The 18,830-nt window shown below is 63.5% G+C and carries 17 protein-coding genes and 1 pseudogene; 7 read left to right on the top strand and 11 right to left on the bottom strand.

Features of this window, described 5'->3' with window-relative positions:
• Positions 1–148: 148 nt before the first annotated feature.
• Positions 149–2,158 (top strand): DNA helicase Rep, encoded by a 2,010-nt coding sequence (gene rep, locus GYA95_RS24190; RefSeq protein WP_015272320.1) that lies wholly within the window; start codon positions 149–151, stop codon positions 2,156–2,158.
• 65 nt (positions 2,159–2,223) lie between these two features.
• Entirely contained in the window at positions 2,224–2,796 is a 573-nt protein-coding gene (locus GYA95_RS24185; protein ID WP_009683322.1) for a xanthine phosphoribosyltransferase, read from the top strand.
• A 110-nt stretch (positions 2,797–2,906) separates the two neighbouring features.
• Here the strand turns inward: GYA95_RS24185 and GYA95_RS24180 are convergent, their stop codons facing one another.
• The 5 genes from GYA95_RS24180 to dadA form a co-directional block, all read right to left on the bottom strand.
• The gene (locus GYA95_RS24180; protein ID WP_015272321.1) at positions 2,907–4,769 is read right to left on the bottom strand and encodes an acetyl-CoA hydrolase/transferase C-terminal domain-containing protein; all 1,863 of its coding nucleotides are present in this window, start codon (positions 4,767–4,769) and stop codon (positions 2,907–2,909) included.
• Between the two features lie 275 nt (positions 4,770–5,044).
• Positions 5,045–5,449 carry a c-type cytochrome gene (locus tag GYA95_RS24175; RefSeq protein ID WP_038408395.1) on the bottom strand — a complete coding sequence of 135 codons (405 nt, stop codon included), beginning with the start codon at positions 5,447–5,449 and terminating at the stop codon, positions 5,045–5,047.
• 154 nt (positions 5,450–5,603) lie between these two features.
• Positions 5,604–6,152, bottom strand: coding sequence for a cupin domain-containing protein (locus tag GYA95_RS24170; protein WP_013974777.1), 549 nt, complete (start codon positions 6,150–6,152; stop codon positions 5,604–5,606).
• Between the two features lie 109 nt (positions 6,153–6,261).
• On the bottom strand, positions 6,262–7,335 hold the full coding sequence (gene alr, locus GYA95_RS24165) for an alanine racemase (protein WP_015272322.1): 1,074 nt from the start codon (positions 7,333–7,335) through the stop codon (positions 6,262–6,264).
• A gap of 148 nt (positions 7,336–7,483) precedes the next feature.
• Positions 7,484–8,788, bottom strand: a complete 1,305-nt coding sequence (dadA, locus tag GYA95_RS24160) for a D-amino acid dehydrogenase (RefSeq protein WP_013974779.1) — start codon at positions 8,786–8,788, stop codon at positions 7,484–7,486.
• A 156-nt stretch (positions 8,789–8,944) separates the two neighbouring features.
• On the opposite strand from dadA, the gene dadR reads away from it, so the two are divergent.
• Complete coding sequence (dadR, locus tag GYA95_RS24155; protein WP_003258963.1) at positions 8,945–9,433, top strand: transcriptional regulator DadR; 489 nt, start codon at positions 8,945–8,947, stop codon at positions 9,431–9,433.
• A gap of 2 nt (positions 9,434–9,435) precedes the next feature.
• Here the strand turns inward: dadR and GYA95_RS24150 are convergent, their stop codons facing one another.
• Positions 9,436–9,789: a YkgJ family cysteine cluster protein gene (locus GYA95_RS24150; protein ID WP_013974780.1), complete on the bottom strand. Its 354-nt coding sequence runs from the start codon at positions 9,787–9,789 to the stop codon at positions 9,436–9,438.
• Positions 9,790–9,988: 199 nt separating this feature from the next.
• On the opposite strand from GYA95_RS24150, the gene GYA95_RS24145 reads away from it, so the two are divergent.
• Complete coding sequence (locus tag GYA95_RS24145) at positions 9,989–11,281, top strand: NAD(P)/FAD-dependent oxidoreductase (protein ID WP_015272323.1); 1,293 nt, start codon at positions 9,989–9,991, stop codon at positions 11,279–11,281.
• A 155-nt stretch (positions 11,282–11,436) separates the two neighbouring features.
• On the opposite strand, the gene GYA95_RS24140 is transcribed toward GYA95_RS24145, so the two are convergent.
• Entirely contained in the window at positions 11,437–11,667 is a 231-nt protein-coding gene (locus tag GYA95_RS24140; RefSeq protein WP_015272324.1) for a DUF1127 domain-containing protein, read from the bottom strand.
• Between the two features lie 178 nt (positions 11,668–11,845).
• Between GYA95_RS24140 and GYA95_RS24135 the strand changes: the two are divergent.
• Together GYA95_RS24135 and GYA95_RS24130 are read left to right on the top strand one after the other, a co-directional pair.
• A pseudogene (locus tag GYA95_RS24135) lies at positions 11,846–13,275 on the top strand (aminotransferase-like domain-containing protein).
• Positions 13,276–13,335: 60 nt separating this feature from the next.
• Positions 13,336–14,892 carry a phospholipase D family protein gene (locus GYA95_RS24130; RefSeq protein WP_015272325.1) on the top strand — a complete coding sequence of 519 codons (1,557 nt, stop codon included), beginning with the start codon at positions 13,336–13,338 and terminating at the stop codon, positions 14,890–14,892.
• A 121-nt stretch (positions 14,893–15,013) separates the two neighbouring features.
• On the opposite strand, the gene GYA95_RS24125 is transcribed toward GYA95_RS24130, so the two are convergent.
• Both GYA95_RS24125 and GYA95_RS24120 read right to left on the bottom strand, forming a co-directional pair.
• Positions 15,014–16,153 carry an MFS transporter gene (locus GYA95_RS24125; protein WP_161551512.1) on the bottom strand — a complete coding sequence of 380 codons (1,140 nt, stop codon included), beginning with the start codon at positions 16,151–16,153 and terminating at the stop codon, positions 15,014–15,016.
• A 130-nt stretch (positions 16,154–16,283) separates the two neighbouring features.
• Positions 16,284–17,777 carry an aldehyde dehydrogenase gene (locus tag GYA95_RS24120; RefSeq protein ID WP_013974786.1) on the bottom strand — a complete coding sequence of 498 codons (1,494 nt, stop codon included), beginning with the start codon at positions 17,775–17,777 and terminating at the stop codon, positions 16,284–16,286.
• Positions 17,778–17,973: 196 nt separating this feature from the next.
• Here GYA95_RS24120 and GYA95_RS24115 point away from each other — a divergent pair, with 196 nt between their 5' ends.
• Complete coding sequence (locus GYA95_RS24115) at positions 17,974–18,333, top strand: cupin domain-containing protein (RefSeq protein WP_003258971.1); 360 nt, start codon at positions 17,974–17,976, stop codon at positions 18,331–18,333.
• A 70-nt stretch (positions 18,334–18,403) separates the two neighbouring features.
• Here the strand turns inward: GYA95_RS24115 and rpmG are convergent, their stop codons facing one another.
• Both rpmG and rpmB read right to left on the bottom strand, forming a co-directional pair.
• Positions 18,404–18,559 (bottom strand): 50S ribosomal protein L33, encoded by a 156-nt coding sequence (gene rpmG / locus GYA95_RS24110; protein ID WP_003253507.1) that lies wholly within the window; start codon positions 18,557–18,559, stop codon positions 18,404–18,406.
• Between the two features lie 10 nt (positions 18,560–18,569).
• Positions 18,570–18,806: a 50S ribosomal protein L28 gene (rpmB, locus tag GYA95_RS24105; RefSeq protein WP_003258972.1), complete on the bottom strand. Its 237-nt coding sequence runs from the start codon at positions 18,804–18,806 to the stop codon at positions 18,570–18,572.
• Positions 18,807–18,830 lie beyond the last annotated feature (24 nt).

Raw genomic sequence — 18,830 nt, 5'->3', positions numbered from 1 at the left:
GACGTATTTTGTCGTGCATCCTGCGCGAAACTGCGCCAGCCGGCAAATCCCGTTTACATATTTGACTCAGACGTCAGACGGTCGCGCCACAAACGCCCCATGCCTGTTAGAATGCGCGGCTATTTTCTGGCGACCCCCGGTTTCTAGCATGTCCCGACTCAATCCCCGGCAGCAGGAAGCCCGTGACTATGTCGGCGGCCCTCTTTTGGTGCTCGCCGGTGCAGGCTCGGGCAAGACCAGCGTGATCACGCGCAAGATTGCCCACCTCATCCAGAACTGCGGCATCCGTGCCCAGTACATCGTGGCGATGACCTTCACCAACAAGGCCGCGCGCGAGATGAAGGAACGGGTCGCCACCCTGCTGCGCCCGGGGGAAGGCCGCGGCCTGACTGTGTGCACATTCCACAACCTGGGCCTGAACATCATCCGCAGGGAGCACGAGCGCCTGGGCTACAAGCCGGGTTTCTCGATCTTCGACGAGTCCGACATCAAGGCGTTGCTGTCGGACATCATGCAGAAGGAATACTCCGGCGACGACGGCATCGACGAGATCAAGAACATGATCGGTGCCTGGAAGAACGACCTGATCCTGCCCGCCGAGGCCCTGGAGAAGGCGCGCAACCCGCGCGAGCAGACTGCCGCCATCGTCTACACCCACTACCAGCGCACGCTCAAGGCGTTCAACGCGGTGGACTTCGACGACCTGATCCTGCTGCCGGTCAAGCTGTTCCAGGAGCACCCCGATGTGCTGGAGCGCTGGCAGAACCGCGTGCGCTACCTGCTGGTGGACGAATACCAGGACACCAACGCCAGCCAGTACCTGCTGGTGAAGATGCTGATCGGCATGCGCAACCAGTTCACCGTGGTAGGCGACGACGACCAGTCGATCTACGCCTGGCGTGGCGCCCGGCCGGAAAACCTGATGCTGCTCAAGGAGGACTACCCCTCCCTGAAGGTGGTGATGCTGGAGCAGAACTACCGCTCCACCAGCCGCATCCTGCGCTGCGCCAACGTGCTGATTGCCAACAACCCGCACGCGTTCGAGAAGCAGCTGTGGAGCGAGATGGGCGTGGGCGACGAGATCCGCGTCATCCGCTGCAAGAACGAGGAAGCCGAGGCCGAACGCGTGGCTATGGAAATCCTCACCCTGCACCTGCGCACCAACCGTCCGTACAGCGACTTTGCCATCCTCTACCGCGGCAACTACCAGGCCAAGCTGATCGAACTGAAGCTGCAGCACCACCAGGTGCCATATCGCCTGTCGGGCGGCAACAGCTTCTTCGGCCGCCAGGAGGTCAAGGACCTGATGGCCTACCTGCGTCTGCTGGTGAACCCGGACGATGACAACGCCTACCTGCGGGTGATCAACGTACCCCGCCGCGAAATCGGCTCCACCACCCTGGAAAAACTCGGCAACTACGCCACCGAGCGCGGTATTTCGATGTACGCCGCCAGCGAGGAGCTTGGCCTGGGCGAGCATCTGGACGCCCGCTACACCGAGCGTTTGCAGCGCTTCAAGCATTGGCTGGACGGGGTGCGCCACAAGGTTGCCCTGGAAGACCCGATTGCCGCGCTGCACGAGATGATCCGCGATATCGACTACGAGAACTGGATCCGCCAGCAGACCGCCAGCGACAAGGCTGCCGAGTTCCGCATCAGCAACGTCTGGTTCCTGGTCGAAGCGCTGAAGAACACCCTCGAGAAGGACGAAGAGGGTGACATGACCATCGAGGACGCCATCGGCAAGCTGGTGCTGCGCGACATGCTCGAGCGCCAGCAGGAAGAGGAAGAGAACGCCGAAGGTGTGCAGATGATGACTCTGCATGCCTCCAAGGGCCTGGAATTCCCATACGTGTTCATCATGGGCATGGAAGAGGAAATCCTCCCGCACCGCTCCAGCATCGAGGCCGACACCATCGAAGAGGAACGACGCCTGGCCTACGTGGGCATCACCCGCGCGCGCCAGACCCTGGCCTTCACCTTCGCCGCCAAGCGCAAGCAGTACGGTGAAATCATCGACTGCACGCCCAGCCGGTTCCTCGACGAACTGCCACCGGACGACCTGGCCTGGGAGGGCCTTGACGATGCGCCGGTCGAGGTAAAGGCCGCACGGGGCAACAATGCCCTGGCCGATATCCGGGCAATGCTCAAACGCTGATCAACCATTACTCTTTAACTTTGCCGCTATTTGCGGCGACCTTTGTTACATCGAGGAATACCACAGTGGAAGCACTGCATCAGAAGATTCGCGAAGAAGGCATCGTGCTTTCCGATCAGGTTCTCAAAGTCGATGCGTTTCTCAACCACCAGATCGACCCTGCGCTGATGCAGCTGATCGGTGACGAGTTCGCCCGCCTGTTCGCCGACGCGGGCGTGACCAAGATCGTCACCATCGAAGCCTCGGGCATTGCCCCGGCGGTGATGACTGGCCTGAAGCTGGGCGTGCCGGTGATCTTCGCCCGCAAGCACCAGTCGCTGACCCTGACCGAGAACCTGCTGACCGCCTCGGTGTATTCCTTCACCAAGCAGACCGAGAACACCGTGGCCATCTCGCCGCGTCACCTCAACAGCAGCGACCGCGTGCTGGTGATCGACGACTTCCTGGCCAACGGCAAGGCGTCGCAGGCCCTGATCTCGATCATCAAGCAGGCCGGCGCCACCGTGGCCGGCCTGGGTATCGTGATCGAGAAGTCGTTCCAGGGCGGCCGTGCCGAGCTGGACAGCCAGGGCTATCGCGTCGAGTCGCTGGCCCGGGTGAAGTCGCTGGAAGGTGGTGTGGTTACCTTCATCGAGTAATCGCGGCGCCTGCTTCGCGGGCACGCCCGCTCCCACAGGTAAACCACAGGTTTTGAATGCTGTGGTGTACCTGTGGGAGCGGGCGTGCCCGCGAATGGCCTCAATCCTCTCTATCTGGCAGCCGCCAACCCCGCCAGCAGCAACCGCTGGTAAAGCTCTTCCTTCAGCCCCTGCGGCTGATCCAGCTGCATCCGCACAAGATGCCTCGCATAGCCCTCCGGCCCCGGCGCATCCAGCGCTGCCTTGCCCAGCTCCAGCACCTCGCTCAGCTTGAACTTGCTCTTCAACCAGTTCAGCGCCCGCAGCAAATCCCGCTCTTCAGCCGTAAAGTCCGTACCCAGCGGATACTCCGGGAACAACCGCGAATGCCGCGCCCTGATCGCCTCCAGCCGCTGCGGCGTATTGTCGGTAAAGCACGCCTCCAGTTGAAAATCCTTGGCCAGCTTGCCGGCATCCTTTGCCTGCTCGATCAGCCCCTGCTGGAACCGCGAATCACATACCGCCAGCAACCGCGCAATCACCTCGCTGTCGGTCTGCCCACGCAGGTCGGCAATGCCGTACTCGGTCACCACGATATCGCGCAGGTGCCGGGGGATGGTGCAATGGCCATAGTTCCAGAACAGGTTCGAGGTCACCTCCCCGCCCGCCTCACGCCAGCTGCGCAGCAGCAGGATCGAACGCCCGCCCTCCAGCGCATGGCCCTGGGCGACGAAGTTGTACTGCCCGCCCACGCCACTGAGTACTCGGCCATCCTCCAGCTGGTCAGCCACCCCAGCGCCAAGCAGGGTCATGCCGAATACGCTGTTGATGAAGCGCGCATCGCGGCGTTGCCGGCGCTTGAGTTCCTCCTGCCCGTACAGCTCGTTGATGAAGCTGATACGAGTCATGGCAAACCGTGCGCGCTGTTCCAGCGGCATGTCGCGCAAGCGCTGGTAGAACGCCTGGGGGCCGAGGAAGAAACCGCCATGCAGCACTGCCGCCACCTGCTCGTCCGCCGGGCGCCGCAACAGGCCCGCTTCGGCCAGCGCCAGCAAGCCGTTGACGAACATCTCGCTGCAGCCGTACAGGCCTTGGGCGAAGGTATCCAGGCCCCCTTCCCGTTCGATCAGCGCTTGCCGCGAGCCAGCACCCAGCGCGTCGAGCACGGCACGATAACCGGCGTTGTCACCCTGACGCGCCAGCAATGCGGCAGCTACCGCATCGCCCATGGCACCAATGCCGATCTGTAGCGTGCCGCCGTCGCGAACCAGGCTGCTGGCGTGCAGGCCGATGCAGTGGTCCTGGGTGTTAACCGGCATGTTCGGCGTGGAGAACAGGCGGCGTTGCTCGGCTGTATCGATCAGCAGGTCGAACGTGTCGATTGGTAGCTCGCCGTCACCCGGCATGTAAGGCAGCTCGGCATGCACCTGGCCGAGCATGAGGATGGTCTCGCCGGCAGCGCGGCGCTTGGCGATCATCGGCAGCAGGTCGAGGGTGATGTCGGGGTTGCAAGCCAGGCTCAGGTGCACCGGCCTCTCGGGCGTGGCGGCCACCAGCTGCGCGATCAGGTTCAGGCCCTTGGCGTTGATGTCACGTGCTGCGTGGCTGTAGTTGCTGCTGATGTAGCTTTGCTGGGCCGAATCGCTGTGCAACAGGCTGCCGGGCTGCATGAAGAATTGTTCAACCTGGATGTTCGGCGGCAGACTGTCATTGCGCAGGTCGGCGAGGTAGGTAAGTTCTTCATAGTCGGCGAAGACGCGCTCGACGAAGGGCTCGAGAAAGCGCCGCTGCAGGCCATCCCCCAGTGGCGGGCGGCCGAGGGACAGGGCCGTGTAGATGGTCAGCTGCCGTTCGGGCAGCTCGCGGATGCGGGCGTAAAGCGCATTGACGAAGGCATTGGGCTTGCCCAGGCCCAGCGGCAGGCCCATGTGGATATGGGCTGGCAGGCGCGACAGGACTTGCTCGACGGCCTGGTCGATGGAGCAGAGGTGCATCGGGGCCTCCTGAGACATCCATGGGTTCAGGGGTTGGACATGGGCTTTGGTGGGTTGGTTGCCTGTGCCGGCCCTTTCGCGGCTAAAGCCGCTCCTACAGAGACCTCACTGCCCTTGAGTCCTGTGCTGCACCTGTGAGTTCCCATAGGGACCCCACAATCCTTGAAGCCTGCACTGTACCTGTGGGAGCGGCTTTAGCCGCGAAAGGGCCGGTAAAGGCGCCACAAAAACAAAGCCCGCCATCAACGGCGGGCTTCATGCAATTCAGCTGTTTCTCACAGCCCGGACATCTTCTTGATCGCCCCTTTCAGGTCGTCATCCGAGCAGTCTGCGCAGGTGCCTTTCGGTGGCATGGCGTTGATGCCGGTAATGGCCTTGGCCAGGATGCCGTCCAGGCCGCCCTGGTGGTCGGCGCGTTCCTTCCACGCCGCGGTATCGCCAATTTTCGGTGCGCCGAGCAGGCCGGAGCCATGGCAGGCATTGCAGTGCTTGGCGATGATCTCGTCCGGCGTCTTGGCACCACCGCCACCTGCGGCGGCGGCCACTTCCATGCCCTTGCACTCCTGGCCCTGGACGCACACCTGGCCAACCGGCTCCAGGCGCTTGGCGATGTCATCATTGGTCGCAGCGGTTGCGCTCATTGCCCAGAGGGCGAATACGGCTGCTGGTACGGCCAGCATCTTCTTGATTTGGTTCACGCGAACACCCTCATGGTGGCTAATCACGCTCGCGGCCACGGATCGGCGAGCGTTGAAAAGTATAGCGGGAACCCAGAGGCCGTGAAACGACCCCACACGGGAAAGGGGTATTGCCGAATCAATGCACTGCGCTGGATCAAAAGTTTGAAGGCGTCGCCGCACTGATCAGCCGCGCCGGCCGGTCGAACGGGTTGCGAAAGCGGTGCGGGCGGGTGCTTTCGAAGTAGTAGCTGTCGCCCTCTTCAAGGATGAAGATCTCGTTGCCGACCACCAGCTCCAGGCGGCCTTCGAGCAGGATGCCGGTTTCTTCACCGTCATGGGTAAGCATTTCGGCGCCCGTGTCGGCACCCGGTGGGTACACCTCGGTGAGAAAGGCGATGGCACGGTTGGGGTGCGACTTGCCGACCAGCTTCATGGTCACCGCACCGTCGGAGATATCGATCAGCTCATGGGCCTTGTAGACGATCTGCGTGGGGCTTTCAGGTTCCAGTTCGACCGAAAAGAACTCGACCATGGACATGGGAATGCCGCTCAGCACCTTGCGCAGCGAGCTGATCGACGGGCTCACGCTGTTCTTCTCGATCATCGAGATGGTGCTGTTGGTCACGCCGGCACGCTTGGCGAGTTCACGCTGGGACAGGCCCTTGAGCTTGCGGATGGCTTGCAGTCGTTCGCCGACGTCCAAAGCTGGAGCCTCCTGAAACGGTGGAAAGGGGGGTGGATGTGAACGATATCATGGCAATGCCGTTCAGTATTTACAACACACCGCCCTTCAACCTGTCCGCTTCAGCGTGTCATTCGCCGATGTAGTCCCGCGGTACTCGCTTCAGGTTGCAGAAAATCTGGTACGGAATGGTACCCGCGTGCGCAGCCACCTCACTGGCCAGCACATGCTTGCCCCATAGTTCGACCGGGCTGCCGACGGTGGCTTCCGGCACGTCGGTCAGGTCGATGCTGAGCATGTCCATCGACACCCGGCCGATCAGTTGGGTGCGCTTGCCGGCGACCAGCACTGGGGTACCGTTGGGCGCCTGGCGCGGGTAGCCATCGGCATAGCCCATGGCAACCACACCAACGCGGGTTGGCCGTGGGCTGACGAACTTGGCGCCATAGCCCACCGGCTCGCCGGCAGGCAGTTCGCGCACGCTGATCACCCGCGATTGCAGGGTCATCACCGGTTGCAGGCGCTCGGCCTCGGCCTGGGCCACTTCGAACGGTGTGGCACCGTACAGCATCAGGCCCGGGCGCACCCAGTCGCTGGGGGCCTGCGGCCAGCCCAGCACACCGGGGGAGTTGCGCAGGCTGCACTCGGCGGCCAGGCCCTGGCGGGCGGCCTCGAACACGGCGATCTGTTGGGCGGTAGCGTCGGCATCCAGTTCGTCGGCGCGAGCGAAGTGGCTCATCAGCACGATGCGCGCGACCTTGCCGCTGGCCAGCAGGCGCTGGTAGGCCTCGTGGTAGTCCTTGGGGTGCAGGCCGACGCGGTGCATGCCGCTGTCGAGCTTGAGCCAGACGCTGAGCGGCTTGTGCAGCTGGGTCTTTTCGATCGCTTCCAGTTGCCACAGCGAGTGCACAACGCACCATAGGTCGTGCTCGGCGATCAGGGCCAGTTCGCTGGCTTCGAAGAAACCTTCCAGCAGCAGCACCGGGGCCTTGATACCGGCGGCGCGCAGTTCCAGCGCTTCTTCGATGCAGGCCACGGCAAAGCCGTCGGCTTCGGCCTCCAGGGCCAGGGCACAGCGCACGGCGCCGTGGCCGTAGGCGTCGGCCTTGATCACGGCGAGGGCTTTGGCACCGGTCAGTTCACGGGCCAGACGGTAGTTGTGGCGCAGGGCCTGGAGGTCGATCAGGGCGCGGGCGGGACGCATGGCGGCTGCCTTATGGTGGTTCACAGGTTGAAAACGGTGTTGGGTTCTTCGCGGGCTCGCCCGCTCCCACAGGTACTGCACAGTTTTCAATATCTGTGGTTTTCCTGTGGGAGCGGGCGAGCCCGCGAAGAGGCCGGTACAGGCGAACTTACTGCTGGTGAGCCGGCGCAGTCTGCCCGTGCTTGGCCACTTCCGGGCTGTTGCCATAACGGGAAATGTCCAGGCCTTCGGCACTGATCTGCGGCTTCTTGCGCGCAATCAGGTCGGCCAGCAGGCGACCGGAACCGCACGCCATGGTCCAGCCCAAAGTACCGTGACCGGTGTTCAGGAACAGGTTGCGGAACGCCGTGGCACCAACGATCGGCGTGCCGTCCGGGGTCGCCGGGCGCAGGCCGGTCCAGAAGCTGGCCTGGCTCAGATCACCGCCGCGAGGATAAAGGTCGTTGACGATCATCTCCAGCGTTTCGCGCCGACGCGGGTTCAACGACAGGTCAAAACCGGCGATCTCAGCCATGCCGCCGACGCGGATACGGTTGTCGAAACGGGTAATGGCGACCTTGTAGGTCTCGTCGAGAATGGTCGAGGTCGGGGCCATGTCGGCGTTGGTGATCGGCACGGTCAGCGAGTAGCCCTTCAGCGGGTATACCGGGGCCTTGATGCCCAGCGGCTTGAGCATCTGCGGCGAGTAGCTGCCCAGCGCCAGCACGTAGCGGTCGGCGGTTTCCAGCTTGCCGTCGATCCACACGCCATTGATGCGGTCACCCGCGAAGTCCAGGCGCTGGATGTCCTGGCCGAAGCGGAACTCCACGCCCAGCTTCACGGCCATTTCGGCAAGCTTGGTGGTGAACAGCTGGCAGTCGCCAGTCTGGTCGTTTGGCAGGCGCAGGGCGCCGGCCAGGATGTCCTTGACGCCAGCCAGGGCCGGTTCGACGCGAGCAATGCCGTCGCGGTCAAGCAGCTCGTAAGGTACGCCGGACTGCTCCAGAACGGCAATGTCCTTGGCCGCGGCATCCACCTGGGCCTGGGTACGGAACAGCTGGGTGGTGCCCAGGCTGCGGTTTTCGTAGGCGATGCCGGTTTCGGCGCGCAGTTCGTCGAGGCAGTCACGGCTGTACTCGGACAGGCGCACCATGCGCTCCTTGTTCACCGCGTAACGGCTGGCGGTGCAGTTGCGCAGCATCTGTGCCATCCACAGGTACTGGTCGACGTCGCCGGTGAGCTTGATGGCCAGGGGCGCGTGGCGCTCCAGCAGCCATTTGATGGCCTTCAGCGGCACGCCTGGGGCGGCCCAGGGCGAGGCATAGCCGGGCGAGATCTGGCCGGCGTTGGCAAAGCTGGTTTCCATGGCCACCGCCGGCTGGCGATCGACCACCGTTACTTCGAAACCTTGCCGGGCCAGATAGTAGGCACTGGCGGTTCCGATCACACCGCTACCAAGTACCAGAACTCGCATCGTTTTATCCCTCGCACGCGGCGCGCCGCAGACTTTTATTGAAATGGCATGAATGCGCGCAGTATAGGAATTTGAAGGCAGTGCAATTCACTATATAAAAGCCTATTATTGGCGAGAATTCTCGGCAAAGTCGCCTTTCACGGAGGGGCATCCCCTATGAGAACCCAGCACCAGAGCAAGCGTGAACTGGACAAGATCGACCGTAACATCCTGCGTATCCTGCAGAATGACGGGCGTATTTCCTTCACCGAACTGGGCGAGAAAGTTGGGCTTTCCACCACCCCTTGCACCGAGCGGGTCCGCCGCCTGGAGCGCGAGGGCATCATCATGGGCTACAACGCCCGCCTGAACCCGCAGCACCTCAAGGGCAGCCTGCTGGTGTTCGTGGAAATCAGCCTGGACTACAAATCGGGCGACACCTTCGAGGAGTTCCGCCGCGCGGTGCTGAAACTGCCCCACGTGCTGGAATGCCACCTGGTTTCAGGCGACTTCGACTACCTGGTGAAGGCGCGTATTTCCGAGATGGCCTCTTACCGCAAGCTGCTCGGCGACATCCTGCTGAAGCTGCCGCACGTGCGCGAATCGAAGAGCTACATCGTGATGGAAGAGGTGAAAGAGAGCCTTTGCCTGCCGATCCCGGACTGAAGTCAGACAAGCACCTGGCGGGTGGTGGCAATGAACTGGTGGACCAGCTGCTCGGCAGCGGGCTCGATCATCTGTTCAGGGCCACGGCCACGCGGGCAGGCCAGGCGCGGGGTGGTGCCGAACAGGCGGCAGATCATCGGGCGCTCTTCATACACCGTGCAGCCGTTGGGGCCCAGGTGCACACAGTCCAGGCGCTCCAGGGCGGCGTCCTGCTCGGCCTGGGACTTGCGCGGCAGGCGGGCCATTTCTTCCGCCGAAGTGGTGACCGGGCCGCAGCAATCGTGGCAGCCGGGCTCGCACTCGAAGGAAGGGATGAGTTCGCGCAGGAAGTGGATCTTGTGGCGGTTGCAGGACATGGCTGGGTACAAGTCTGAGAACTGAGGTTGAATTATAAGGCCAATCGCCGGCAAGCCGGCTCCCACAGGTACACCGTCGGTCTCAAGTGCCACGCGGACCCTGTGGGAGCTGGCTTGCCGGCGATGAGGCCGGTTGCCCCTCCCCGAAGCCCCGGCTTATCCTCCTCCCCCTCAGCCCACCAGCCTCAGGACCTGCCCAATGATCCACAGCGCGCAGCACGCCGCCTCCTACTACGCCGCCAGCAGCGCGCCACACCCCGACCACTCCTTCCTGCAAGGCGAGCACAGCGCCGACGTGTGTATCGTTGGCGGCGGCTACTCGGGCCTGAACACCGCCATCGAACTGGCCGAGCGCGGCTTTTCGGTCATCCTGCTGGAGGCGCGCAAGCTCGGTTGGGGCGCCAGCGGGCGCAATGGTGGGCAACTGATCCGTGGCGTCGGCCACGGCCTGGAGCAATTCCTCCCGGTCATCGGCGAGGAAGGCGTGCGCAGCCTGAAACTGATGGGCCTGGAAGCCGTGCAGATCGTCCGCGAGCGGATCGAAAAGCATGCCATCGCCTGCGACCTGACTTGGGGCTACTGCGACCTGGCCAACAAACCCGCCGAACTGCTGGGCTTTGCGGAGGATGCTGAAGAACTGCGCACCCTCGGCTACGCACATGAACTGCGCCTGGTCGGCAAGGACGATATCCACAGCGTGGTCGGTGCCGACTGTTATGTCGGCGGGCTGGTCGACATGGGTTCCGGGCACCTGCACCCGCTCAACCTGGCCCTGGGTGAGGCTGCCGTGGCCAGCCGCCTGGGTGTGAAGCTGTTCGAGCAGTCCGAGGTCACACGCATCGACTACGGCCCGGAAGTACAGGTACACACCGCCCAAGGCCGGGTACGCGCCAAGACTCTGGTGCTGTGCTGCAACGCCTACCACAACGACCTCAACCGCGAACTGGGCGGCAAGGTGCTGCCAGCCGGCAGCTACATCATCGCCACCGAGCCGCTGGGCGAGGAACGTGCCCGTTCGCTGCTGCCGCAGAACATGGCGGTGTGTGACCAGCGCGTGGCACTGGACTATTACCGCCTGTCCGCCGACCAGCGCCTGTTGTTCGGCGGTGCCTGCCACTATTCAGGCCGCGACCCGAAGGACATCGCCGCCTACATGCGGCCAAAGATGCTCAAGGTTTTCCCGCAACTGGCCGACGTGCGCATCGACTACCAGTGGGGTGGCATGATCGGCATCGGCGCCAACCGCCTGCCACAGGTTGGCCGCCTGGCCAGCCAGCCGAACGTGTATTACGCCCAGGCCTACTCCGGCCATGGGCTCAACGCCACCCACTTGGCTGCGCGCCTGCTCGGCGAAGCCATCAGCGGCCAGGAAAGCGGGCGGTTCGACCTGTTTGCCAAGGTGCCGCACATCACCTTCCCCGGCGGCAAGCACCTGCGCTCGCCGCTGCTGGCGTTGGGGATGCTGTGGCATCGCCTGAAAGAGCTGATCTGAAAGCTGCGCGGTCCCTGTAGGAGCGGCCTTGTGTCGCGAAAGGGGTGCGTAGCGCCCCCAGGTTTTCAGCTTCGCCGCAAATATCGCTGGGGCCGCTCTGCGGCCCTATCGCGACACAAGGCCGCTCCTACATCGACCGCGCAACATCTGTATGGTCAGTCTTTCCAGAAGGGCTTACGCCCTTCGGCCCGGGCCTGCTCCCAGCTCAGCCCGATATCGCGCAACTCGTCATCAGTCAACTGCAGCAGCGCCCTGCGGGTGTGCCAGCGATGCAGCATCAGCCCCCAACGCCCCAACCCTTCCGGCGCGTTGAACACCTTGGCTTGCTGCCCGGCTTCCAGTTCCTTGGCCAACAGTTGCAAGCGCACATCGCTCATGCCACCCATCACCGCATCCTCTCGTTCAGTTGATACTGTGGAGAAAGCATGCGCGTCGACAGCACCGGCAATACAGATCCAATACAGCCTTATTATTCCCATACAGAATTGGCCGCAGACCGACTGAATGCTGTATTTTCAGCGCAACTGTACCGGTCGCCACGCTATTACAGCGCAGGAGTATGCCGTGACCCTTTACCTGAACCTCGCCGAACTGCTCGGTGCCCGTATCGAACAGGGCCTCTACCGCCCCGGCCAGCGCCTGCCGTCAGTGCGCGCCCTGAGTGTGGAGCACGGGGTCAGCCTGAGCACCGTGCAGCAGGCCTACCGCATGCTGGAAGACAGCGGCATGGTCTCGCCCGGCCCAAGTCCGGCTACTTCGTCAACGACCACCGCCACCTGCCAGCCCTGCCCGCCGTCAGCCGCCCGGCCCAGCGCCCGGTGGACATCTCGCAATGGGAGCAGGTGCTGGAACTGGTGCGCAGCACCCCACGCCAAGGCGTGATCCAGCTCGGCCGCGGCATGCCCGACATCGACAGCCCCACCCTCAAGCCACTGCTGCGCAGCCTCGCCCAGCTGAGCCGGCGGCAGGACATGCCCGGCCTGTACTACGACAACATCCACGGCAACCTGGCCCTGCGCGAACAGGTGGCCCGGCTGACGCTCGACTCCGGCTGCCGCCTAGGCCCGGCCGACCTGGTGATAACCACCGGCTGCCATGAGGCGCTGTCATGCAGCATTCGCGCGGTGTGCGAGCCGGGCGATATCGTCGCGGTCGACTCGCCCAGCTTCCACGGCGCCATGCAGACCCTCAAGGGCCTGGGCATGAAAGCCCTGGAGATCCCCACCGACCCGGTCACCGGCATCAGCCTGGAGGCGCTGGAGCTGGCCTTGGAGCAGTGGCCGATCAAGCTCATCCAGATCACCCCCAGCTGCAACAACCCGCTCGGCTACATCATGCCCGAGGCCCGCAAGAAGGCCCTGCTGAGCCTGGCACAGCGCTACGACGTGGCGATCCTCGAAGATGATGTATATGGCGACCTGGCCTACACCTACCCGCGCCCACGCACCCTCAAGTCGTTTGACGACGACGGCCGCGTGCTGCTTTGCAGTTCATTCTCCAAGACCCTCGCCCCCGGTCTGCGGATAGGCTGGGTGGCACCCGGTCGTTACCTGGAGCGGGTGCTGCACATGAAATACATCAGCACCGGAAGCACGGCCAGCCAGCCACAGTTGGCCATTGCCGACTTCATCGCCGGCGGGCACTACCAGCCCCACGTACGGCGCATGCGCAGCCAGTACCAGCGTGGCCGCGACCTGATGAGCGACTGGGTGACCCGCTACTTCCCGGCGGGCACCCGGGTCAGTCGACCGCAAGGTGGCTTCATGCTGTGGGTGGAATTACCCGAACATTTCGATACGCTGCGCCTGAACCGGGCTTTACTGGAGCAGGACGTGCAGGTTGCCGTGGGCAGTATTTTCTCGGCCTCGGGCAAGTTCCGCCACTGCCTGCGCATGAACTTCGCCGCACGGCCCACGCAGCAGATCGAAGCTGCCGTGCGCAGGGTTGGTGAAACCGCCCTTCGTCTACTGGAAGAAGAAAGCGCCGGCGCGTAACTTTGCGCCGCCCGCCACGGTCCAACCATTTAAGCCTTTGCTGCACAGGACGATCCACCCTTGAGACTCCAGCGAGCCCTGCCTCTGCTGCTGGTGCTACTGCTTGGTCTTGCCGGCTGTGCCAGCGTCGGCACGCCCCGCGAAACCAGCCAGGCGTTACCCGCCAACGACTCGGCCTTCGGCCGCTCGGTACTGCGCCAGGCCGCGCCGTACGACGGCCGCTCGGGCTTTCGCCTGCTGCCCAACAGCAACGAGGCGTTCCGCGCCCGTGCCGAACTGATCCGCAACGCCCAGGCGAGCATCGACCTGCAGTACTACATCGTCCACGATGGCCTCAGCACTCGTGCACTGGTTCATGAACTGCTGCGCGCCGCCGACCGTGGCGTGCGTGTGCGCATCCTGCTCGACGACACCACCAGCGATGGCTTGGACGTCATCATGGGCACCCTCGATGCCCACCCGAACATCCAGATACGGGTGTTCAACCCGCTACACCTGGGCCGCAGCACCGGCGTGACGCGCGCGGTGGGCCGCCTGTTCAACCTGTCGCGCCAGCATCGGCGCATGCACAACAAACTGTTCCTGGTGGACAACAGCATGGCCATCGTCGGCGGGCGCAACCTGGGCGATGAGTATTTCGATGCCGAACCCAACCTCAACTTCACCGACATCGACTTGCTGGGTGTCGGCCCGGTGGCCGAACAGCTCGGCCACAGTTTCGACCAATACTGGAACAGCGCCCTGAGCCGGCCGATTACCGACTTTCTCTGGCGCGACCCGGACGCCAGCGACCTGCGCGCCAGCCGCCACCGCCTGGAAATTTCACTCGCCGAAGCCAGGACCCAGCGCAAAGCCCTGTATGACCGCTTGATGGCCTACCAGTCGCAGCCGCGCCTGGATGTGTGGCGCAACGAACTGATCTGGGCCCATGCCCAGGCGCTGTGGGATGCGCCGAGCAAGGTGCTGGCCGATGACGAACCGGACCCGCAACTACTGCTGACCCAGCAACTGGCTCCTGACTTGAGCAAGGTGCAACGCGAGCTGATCCTGGTATCGGCGTACTTCGTGCCAGGCGAGTCCGGCCTGCTGTACCTTACCCACAGCGCAGACGCGGGTATCTCGGTCAAACTGCTGACCAACTCGCTGGAAGCCACCGACGTGCCGGCAGTGCATGGCGGCTATGCGCCGTATCGGCGGGCGCTGCTGGAGCATGGCGTGCAGCTGTACGAACTGCGCCGCCAACCCGGTGACCCCAGCGCCAGACACAGCTTGAGCTTCCATGGCAGCTCCGACTCGAGCCTGCACAGCAAGGCGATCGTGTTCGACCGGCGCAAGACCTTCATCGGCTCGTTCAACTTCGACCCACGTTCGGTGTTGTGGAATACCGAGGTCGGGGTGCTGGTGGACAGCCCGGAGCTGGCCGAGTACACCCGCGCGCTGGCGGTACAGGGCATGGCCCCGGCCTTGAGCTACCAGCCGACGCTGGTGGGTAACCAGATGGTGTGGGTGACCGAGGAAAATGGCAGGCGACGCATGCTCACGTCCGAGCCGGGCGGGATTTGGCGGCGGTTCAATGCCTGGATCAGCAAGGCGGTTGGCCTGGAGAAGATGTTGTAGCGGCGATTTTGGGGCTGCTTTGCAGCCCATCGCGACGCAAGGCCGCTCCTACATGGGATCGCGTATCTCCTGTAGGAGCGGCCTTGCGTCGCGATGGGCCGCAAAGCGGCCCCAAAATCCATCAGGCAGAAGCCGGCTCAAACGCCCCGCGCCGCCGGGTCAACACCACCAACCCCGCAGCCCCCGCAGCCATCAGCAACGGCAACGCATGCCCGCTGATCCACTGGCTGCCGGCCCCGGCCAGCAGCGGCCCGAGCAGGCAGCCAATACCCCACAGCTGCGCCACATGGGCGTTGGCCCGCACCAGCGCATCATCCCGGTAGCGCTCACCAATCAGCACCAGCGACAAGGTGAACAAGCCCCCTGCACTGGCCCCGAACAGCACCCACAGCGGCCAGATCGCCGGTGAATGCAGCAGCAACGGAATCGCCAGGCTGGACACCAGCAGGGTCACCGCACAACCGGTGAACAGGGCGCGCCGCGACATATGATCGGCCAGCGCACCGATGGGCAGCTGCAGCACCGCGTCGCCCACCACCACGGTACTGACCATGAAAAGGGCGATTTCGGTGCTGAAGCCCTGTTGCAGGCAATACACCGGCAACAAGGTCAGGATCATCGCCTCGAACGAGGCAAACAGGGCAATGGCCCAGGCGATCACCGGCAAGCGCCGGCAGAAGGCGAACAGGTCGCCGAAGGTGACGCTGCAGGCCTCTGTGCTGGGTGCCCCGCCACGGCCCAGGAGAATCAGCGGCGCCACCAGCAGCAGGCCGGTAGCGGCCCAGAAGCCGAAGTCGTCATCCGAGCCAAGAAAGCCCAGCACCAGCGGCCCGGCCAGCTGGCTTAGGGCATAGCTGCTGCCGTACAGCGCCACCAGGCGGCCACGCCATTGCTCGACTACCAGCTGATTGATCCAGCTTTCACCCAGTATGAACACCACGGTCAGCGACATACCGATCAGCAACCGCAGCAGCAGCCACAGCGGGTAACTGGGCAGCAGTGCGACCAGGCCAATCGACAGCGCCCCGCCCCACAGGCACAGGCGCATGGCTGAGGGCACACCGACCCAGCCGGCCAGGCGGCTGGCCAGGCTGGCACCTACCAGCACGCCCAGCGCCGGCATCGCGGCCATCACACCGATGGCGAAGCTGCCGTAGCCCCGGGCCTCCAGGCGCAGGGATACCAGCGGCATGCTCACGCCGAGTGCCAGCCCGACGCTTAGCACCGATGCCAGTACGGCGAAGTAGGTACCCCAACGCATCCTTGACCTCTTGAGTTCTTGGGGCTGCTTTGCAGCCCATTCGCGGCACAAGGCCGCTCCTACAGGGAAACGCATACCCCTGTAGGAGCGGCCTTGTGCCGCGAATGGGCCGCGAAGCGGCCCCACGGGATTACAACTTGATCCAGGTCGCCTTCAGCTCGGTGTACTTCTCCAGCGCATGCAGCGACTTGTCACGGCCGTTGCCCGACTGCTTGAAGCCACCGAACGGCGCGGTCATGTCGCCGCCGTCGTACTGGTTGACCCAGACGCTGCCAGCGCGCACGGCGCGGGCGGTCTTGTGGGCCTTGGAGATGTCCGAAGTCCAGATGCCAGCGGCCAGGCCATACGGCGTGTCGTTGGCAATGGCGACGGCTTCTTCGGCGGTATCGAAGGCGATCACCGACAGCACCGGGCCGAAGATTTCTTCCTGGGCGATCTTCATGGCGTTGGTCACGCCGTCGAAGATGGTCGGCTCGACATAAGTGCCACCGGTTTCTTCCAGGGTGCGCTTGCCGCCAGCCAGCAGCTTGGCGCCGTCCTTGTGGCCAGCCTCGATGTACGACAGCACGGTGTTCATCTGCTGGGTGTCGACCAGGGCACCGACGGTGGTCTGTGGGTCCAGCGGGTTGCCTGGCTTCCAGCCTTTCAGGGCCTCGACCACCATCGGCAGGAACTTGTCCTTGATCGAACGCTCGACCAGCAGGCGCGAGCCGGCGGTGCACACTTCGCCCTGGTTGAAGGCGATGGCGCTGGCGGCAGCTTCGGCGGCAGCTTGCAGGTCCGGAGCGTCAGCGAAGACGATGTTCGGGCTCTTGCCGCCGGCTTCCAGCCAGATGCGCTTCATGTTCGATTCGCCCGCGTAAACCATCAGCTGCTTGGCGATCTTGGTCGAACCGGTGAATACCAGGGTGTCGACGTCCATGTGCAGGGCCAGGGCCTTACCCACGGTGTGGCCGTAGCCTGGCAGCACGTTCAGCACGCCAGCCGGGATACCGGCTTCGATGGCCAGCTGGGCGATGCGAATGGCCGTCAGCGGCGACTTTTCGGACGGCTTGAGCACTACCGAGTTACCGGTGGCCAAGGCCGGGCCGAGCTTCCAGCAGGCCATCAGCAGCGGGAAGTTCCACGGTACGATGGCACCGACCACACCCACCGCTTCGCGGGTGACCAGGCCGAGCTGGTCATGCGGGGTCGGGGCGACTTCGTCGTAGACCTTGTCGATGGCTTCGGCAGTCCAGTGGATGGCATTGGCCGCGCCAGGTACGTCGATGCTGGAGGAGTCGCCGATCGGCTTGCCCATGTCCAGGGTTTCCAGCAGCGCCAGCTCTTCGACGTTCTTGCGCAGCAGGTCGGCGAAGCGGATCAGCTTGGCCTTGCGCTTGGCCGGGGCCAGCTGCGACCACACGCCGGAGTTGAAGGTGGCACGGGCGTTTTCCACAGCGCGGTTGGCATCGGCCAGATCGCAGCTGGCAACCTTGGCCAGGAAGCGTCCGTCGACCGGGCTCAGGCACTCGAAGGTTTCACCAGATGCGGCATCGGTGTATTCGCCGTTGATGAAGGCACGGCCTTCGATCTTCAGTTGCTGGGCACGTTGTTCCCAGTCCGCACGAGTCAGGGTGGTCATACGAAACTCCTCCTCTTGTTTAGGTGCAACGCCGCACTGAGGACTCACAGGCGTTGTCAGAATTCTGCCCCAGCGTCGAGGGCATTTTGGCTACCGACACCCTAAACCAGCCGGTGTAAACTATCAATATATTTGACACGAAAGGCTCAAAAGCCTACTCATGTGCATTTTATTAAACAACAACAGGAGCCGAACCATGAGTATCGACAGCATAATCGACTTCGCGCAGGTCATTACCGAGGCCGAACGCTACCGCCCGGCGGCGGAAAAAATCCTCAAGGGCGAGCCAGACCAGGCGGTCTACAATCATTATTCCAGCCCGTGCGGGCAGTTTGCCGCGGGCGTGTGGGAAGGCGAGGTCGGGCAGTGGACGGTGAACTACACGGAGCATGAGTACTGCGAGATCGTCCAGGGCGTTTCGGTGCTGCGTGACCAGGACGGCGGAGCCAAGACCCTTCGCGCCGGTGACCGGTTTGTCATCCCGGCCGGCTTCAAGGGCACCTGGGAGGTGCTGGAGCCTTGCCGCAAGATCTATGTGATGTTCGAGCAGAAATGATCTGAGGCCCGAACAGGCATAAAAAAACCCGCATCCTTTCGGAGGCGGGTTTTTTCAGGTCGCCGATCAATTACTTGATCTTGGCTTCCTTGTACACCACGTGCTTGCGAACAACCGGATCGTATTTCTTGATCTCGATTTTGTCCGGAGTGGTGCGCTTGTTCTTGTCGGTGGTGTAGAAGTGGCCAGTGCCAGCACTCGAAACCAGACGGATCAATTCACGCATGACGTTCTCCTTAGAACTTTTCGCCGCGAGCGCGCAGCTCGGCCAGCACTACGTCGATACCACGCTTGTCAATAACGCGCATGCCTTTGGCAGATACGCGCAGACGCACGAAACGCTTCTCGGATTCAACCCAGAAACGGTGGTGCTGCAGGTTCGGCAGGAAACGACGACGGGTTTTGTTGTTTGCGTGGGAAATGTTGTTCCCGGTTACTGGACCCTTACCAGTAACTTGACAGACTCTCGACATGACTCAGCCCTCTAAAACCACATG

Origin of the sequence: Pseudomonas asiatica, assembly GCF_009932335.1 — a bacterium.
GTDB lineage: Bacteria > Pseudomonadota > Gammaproteobacteria > Pseudomonadales > Pseudomonadaceae > Aquipseudomonas > Aquipseudomonas asiatica.
This window is presented reverse-complemented; position numbering and strand designations above follow the sequence as displayed.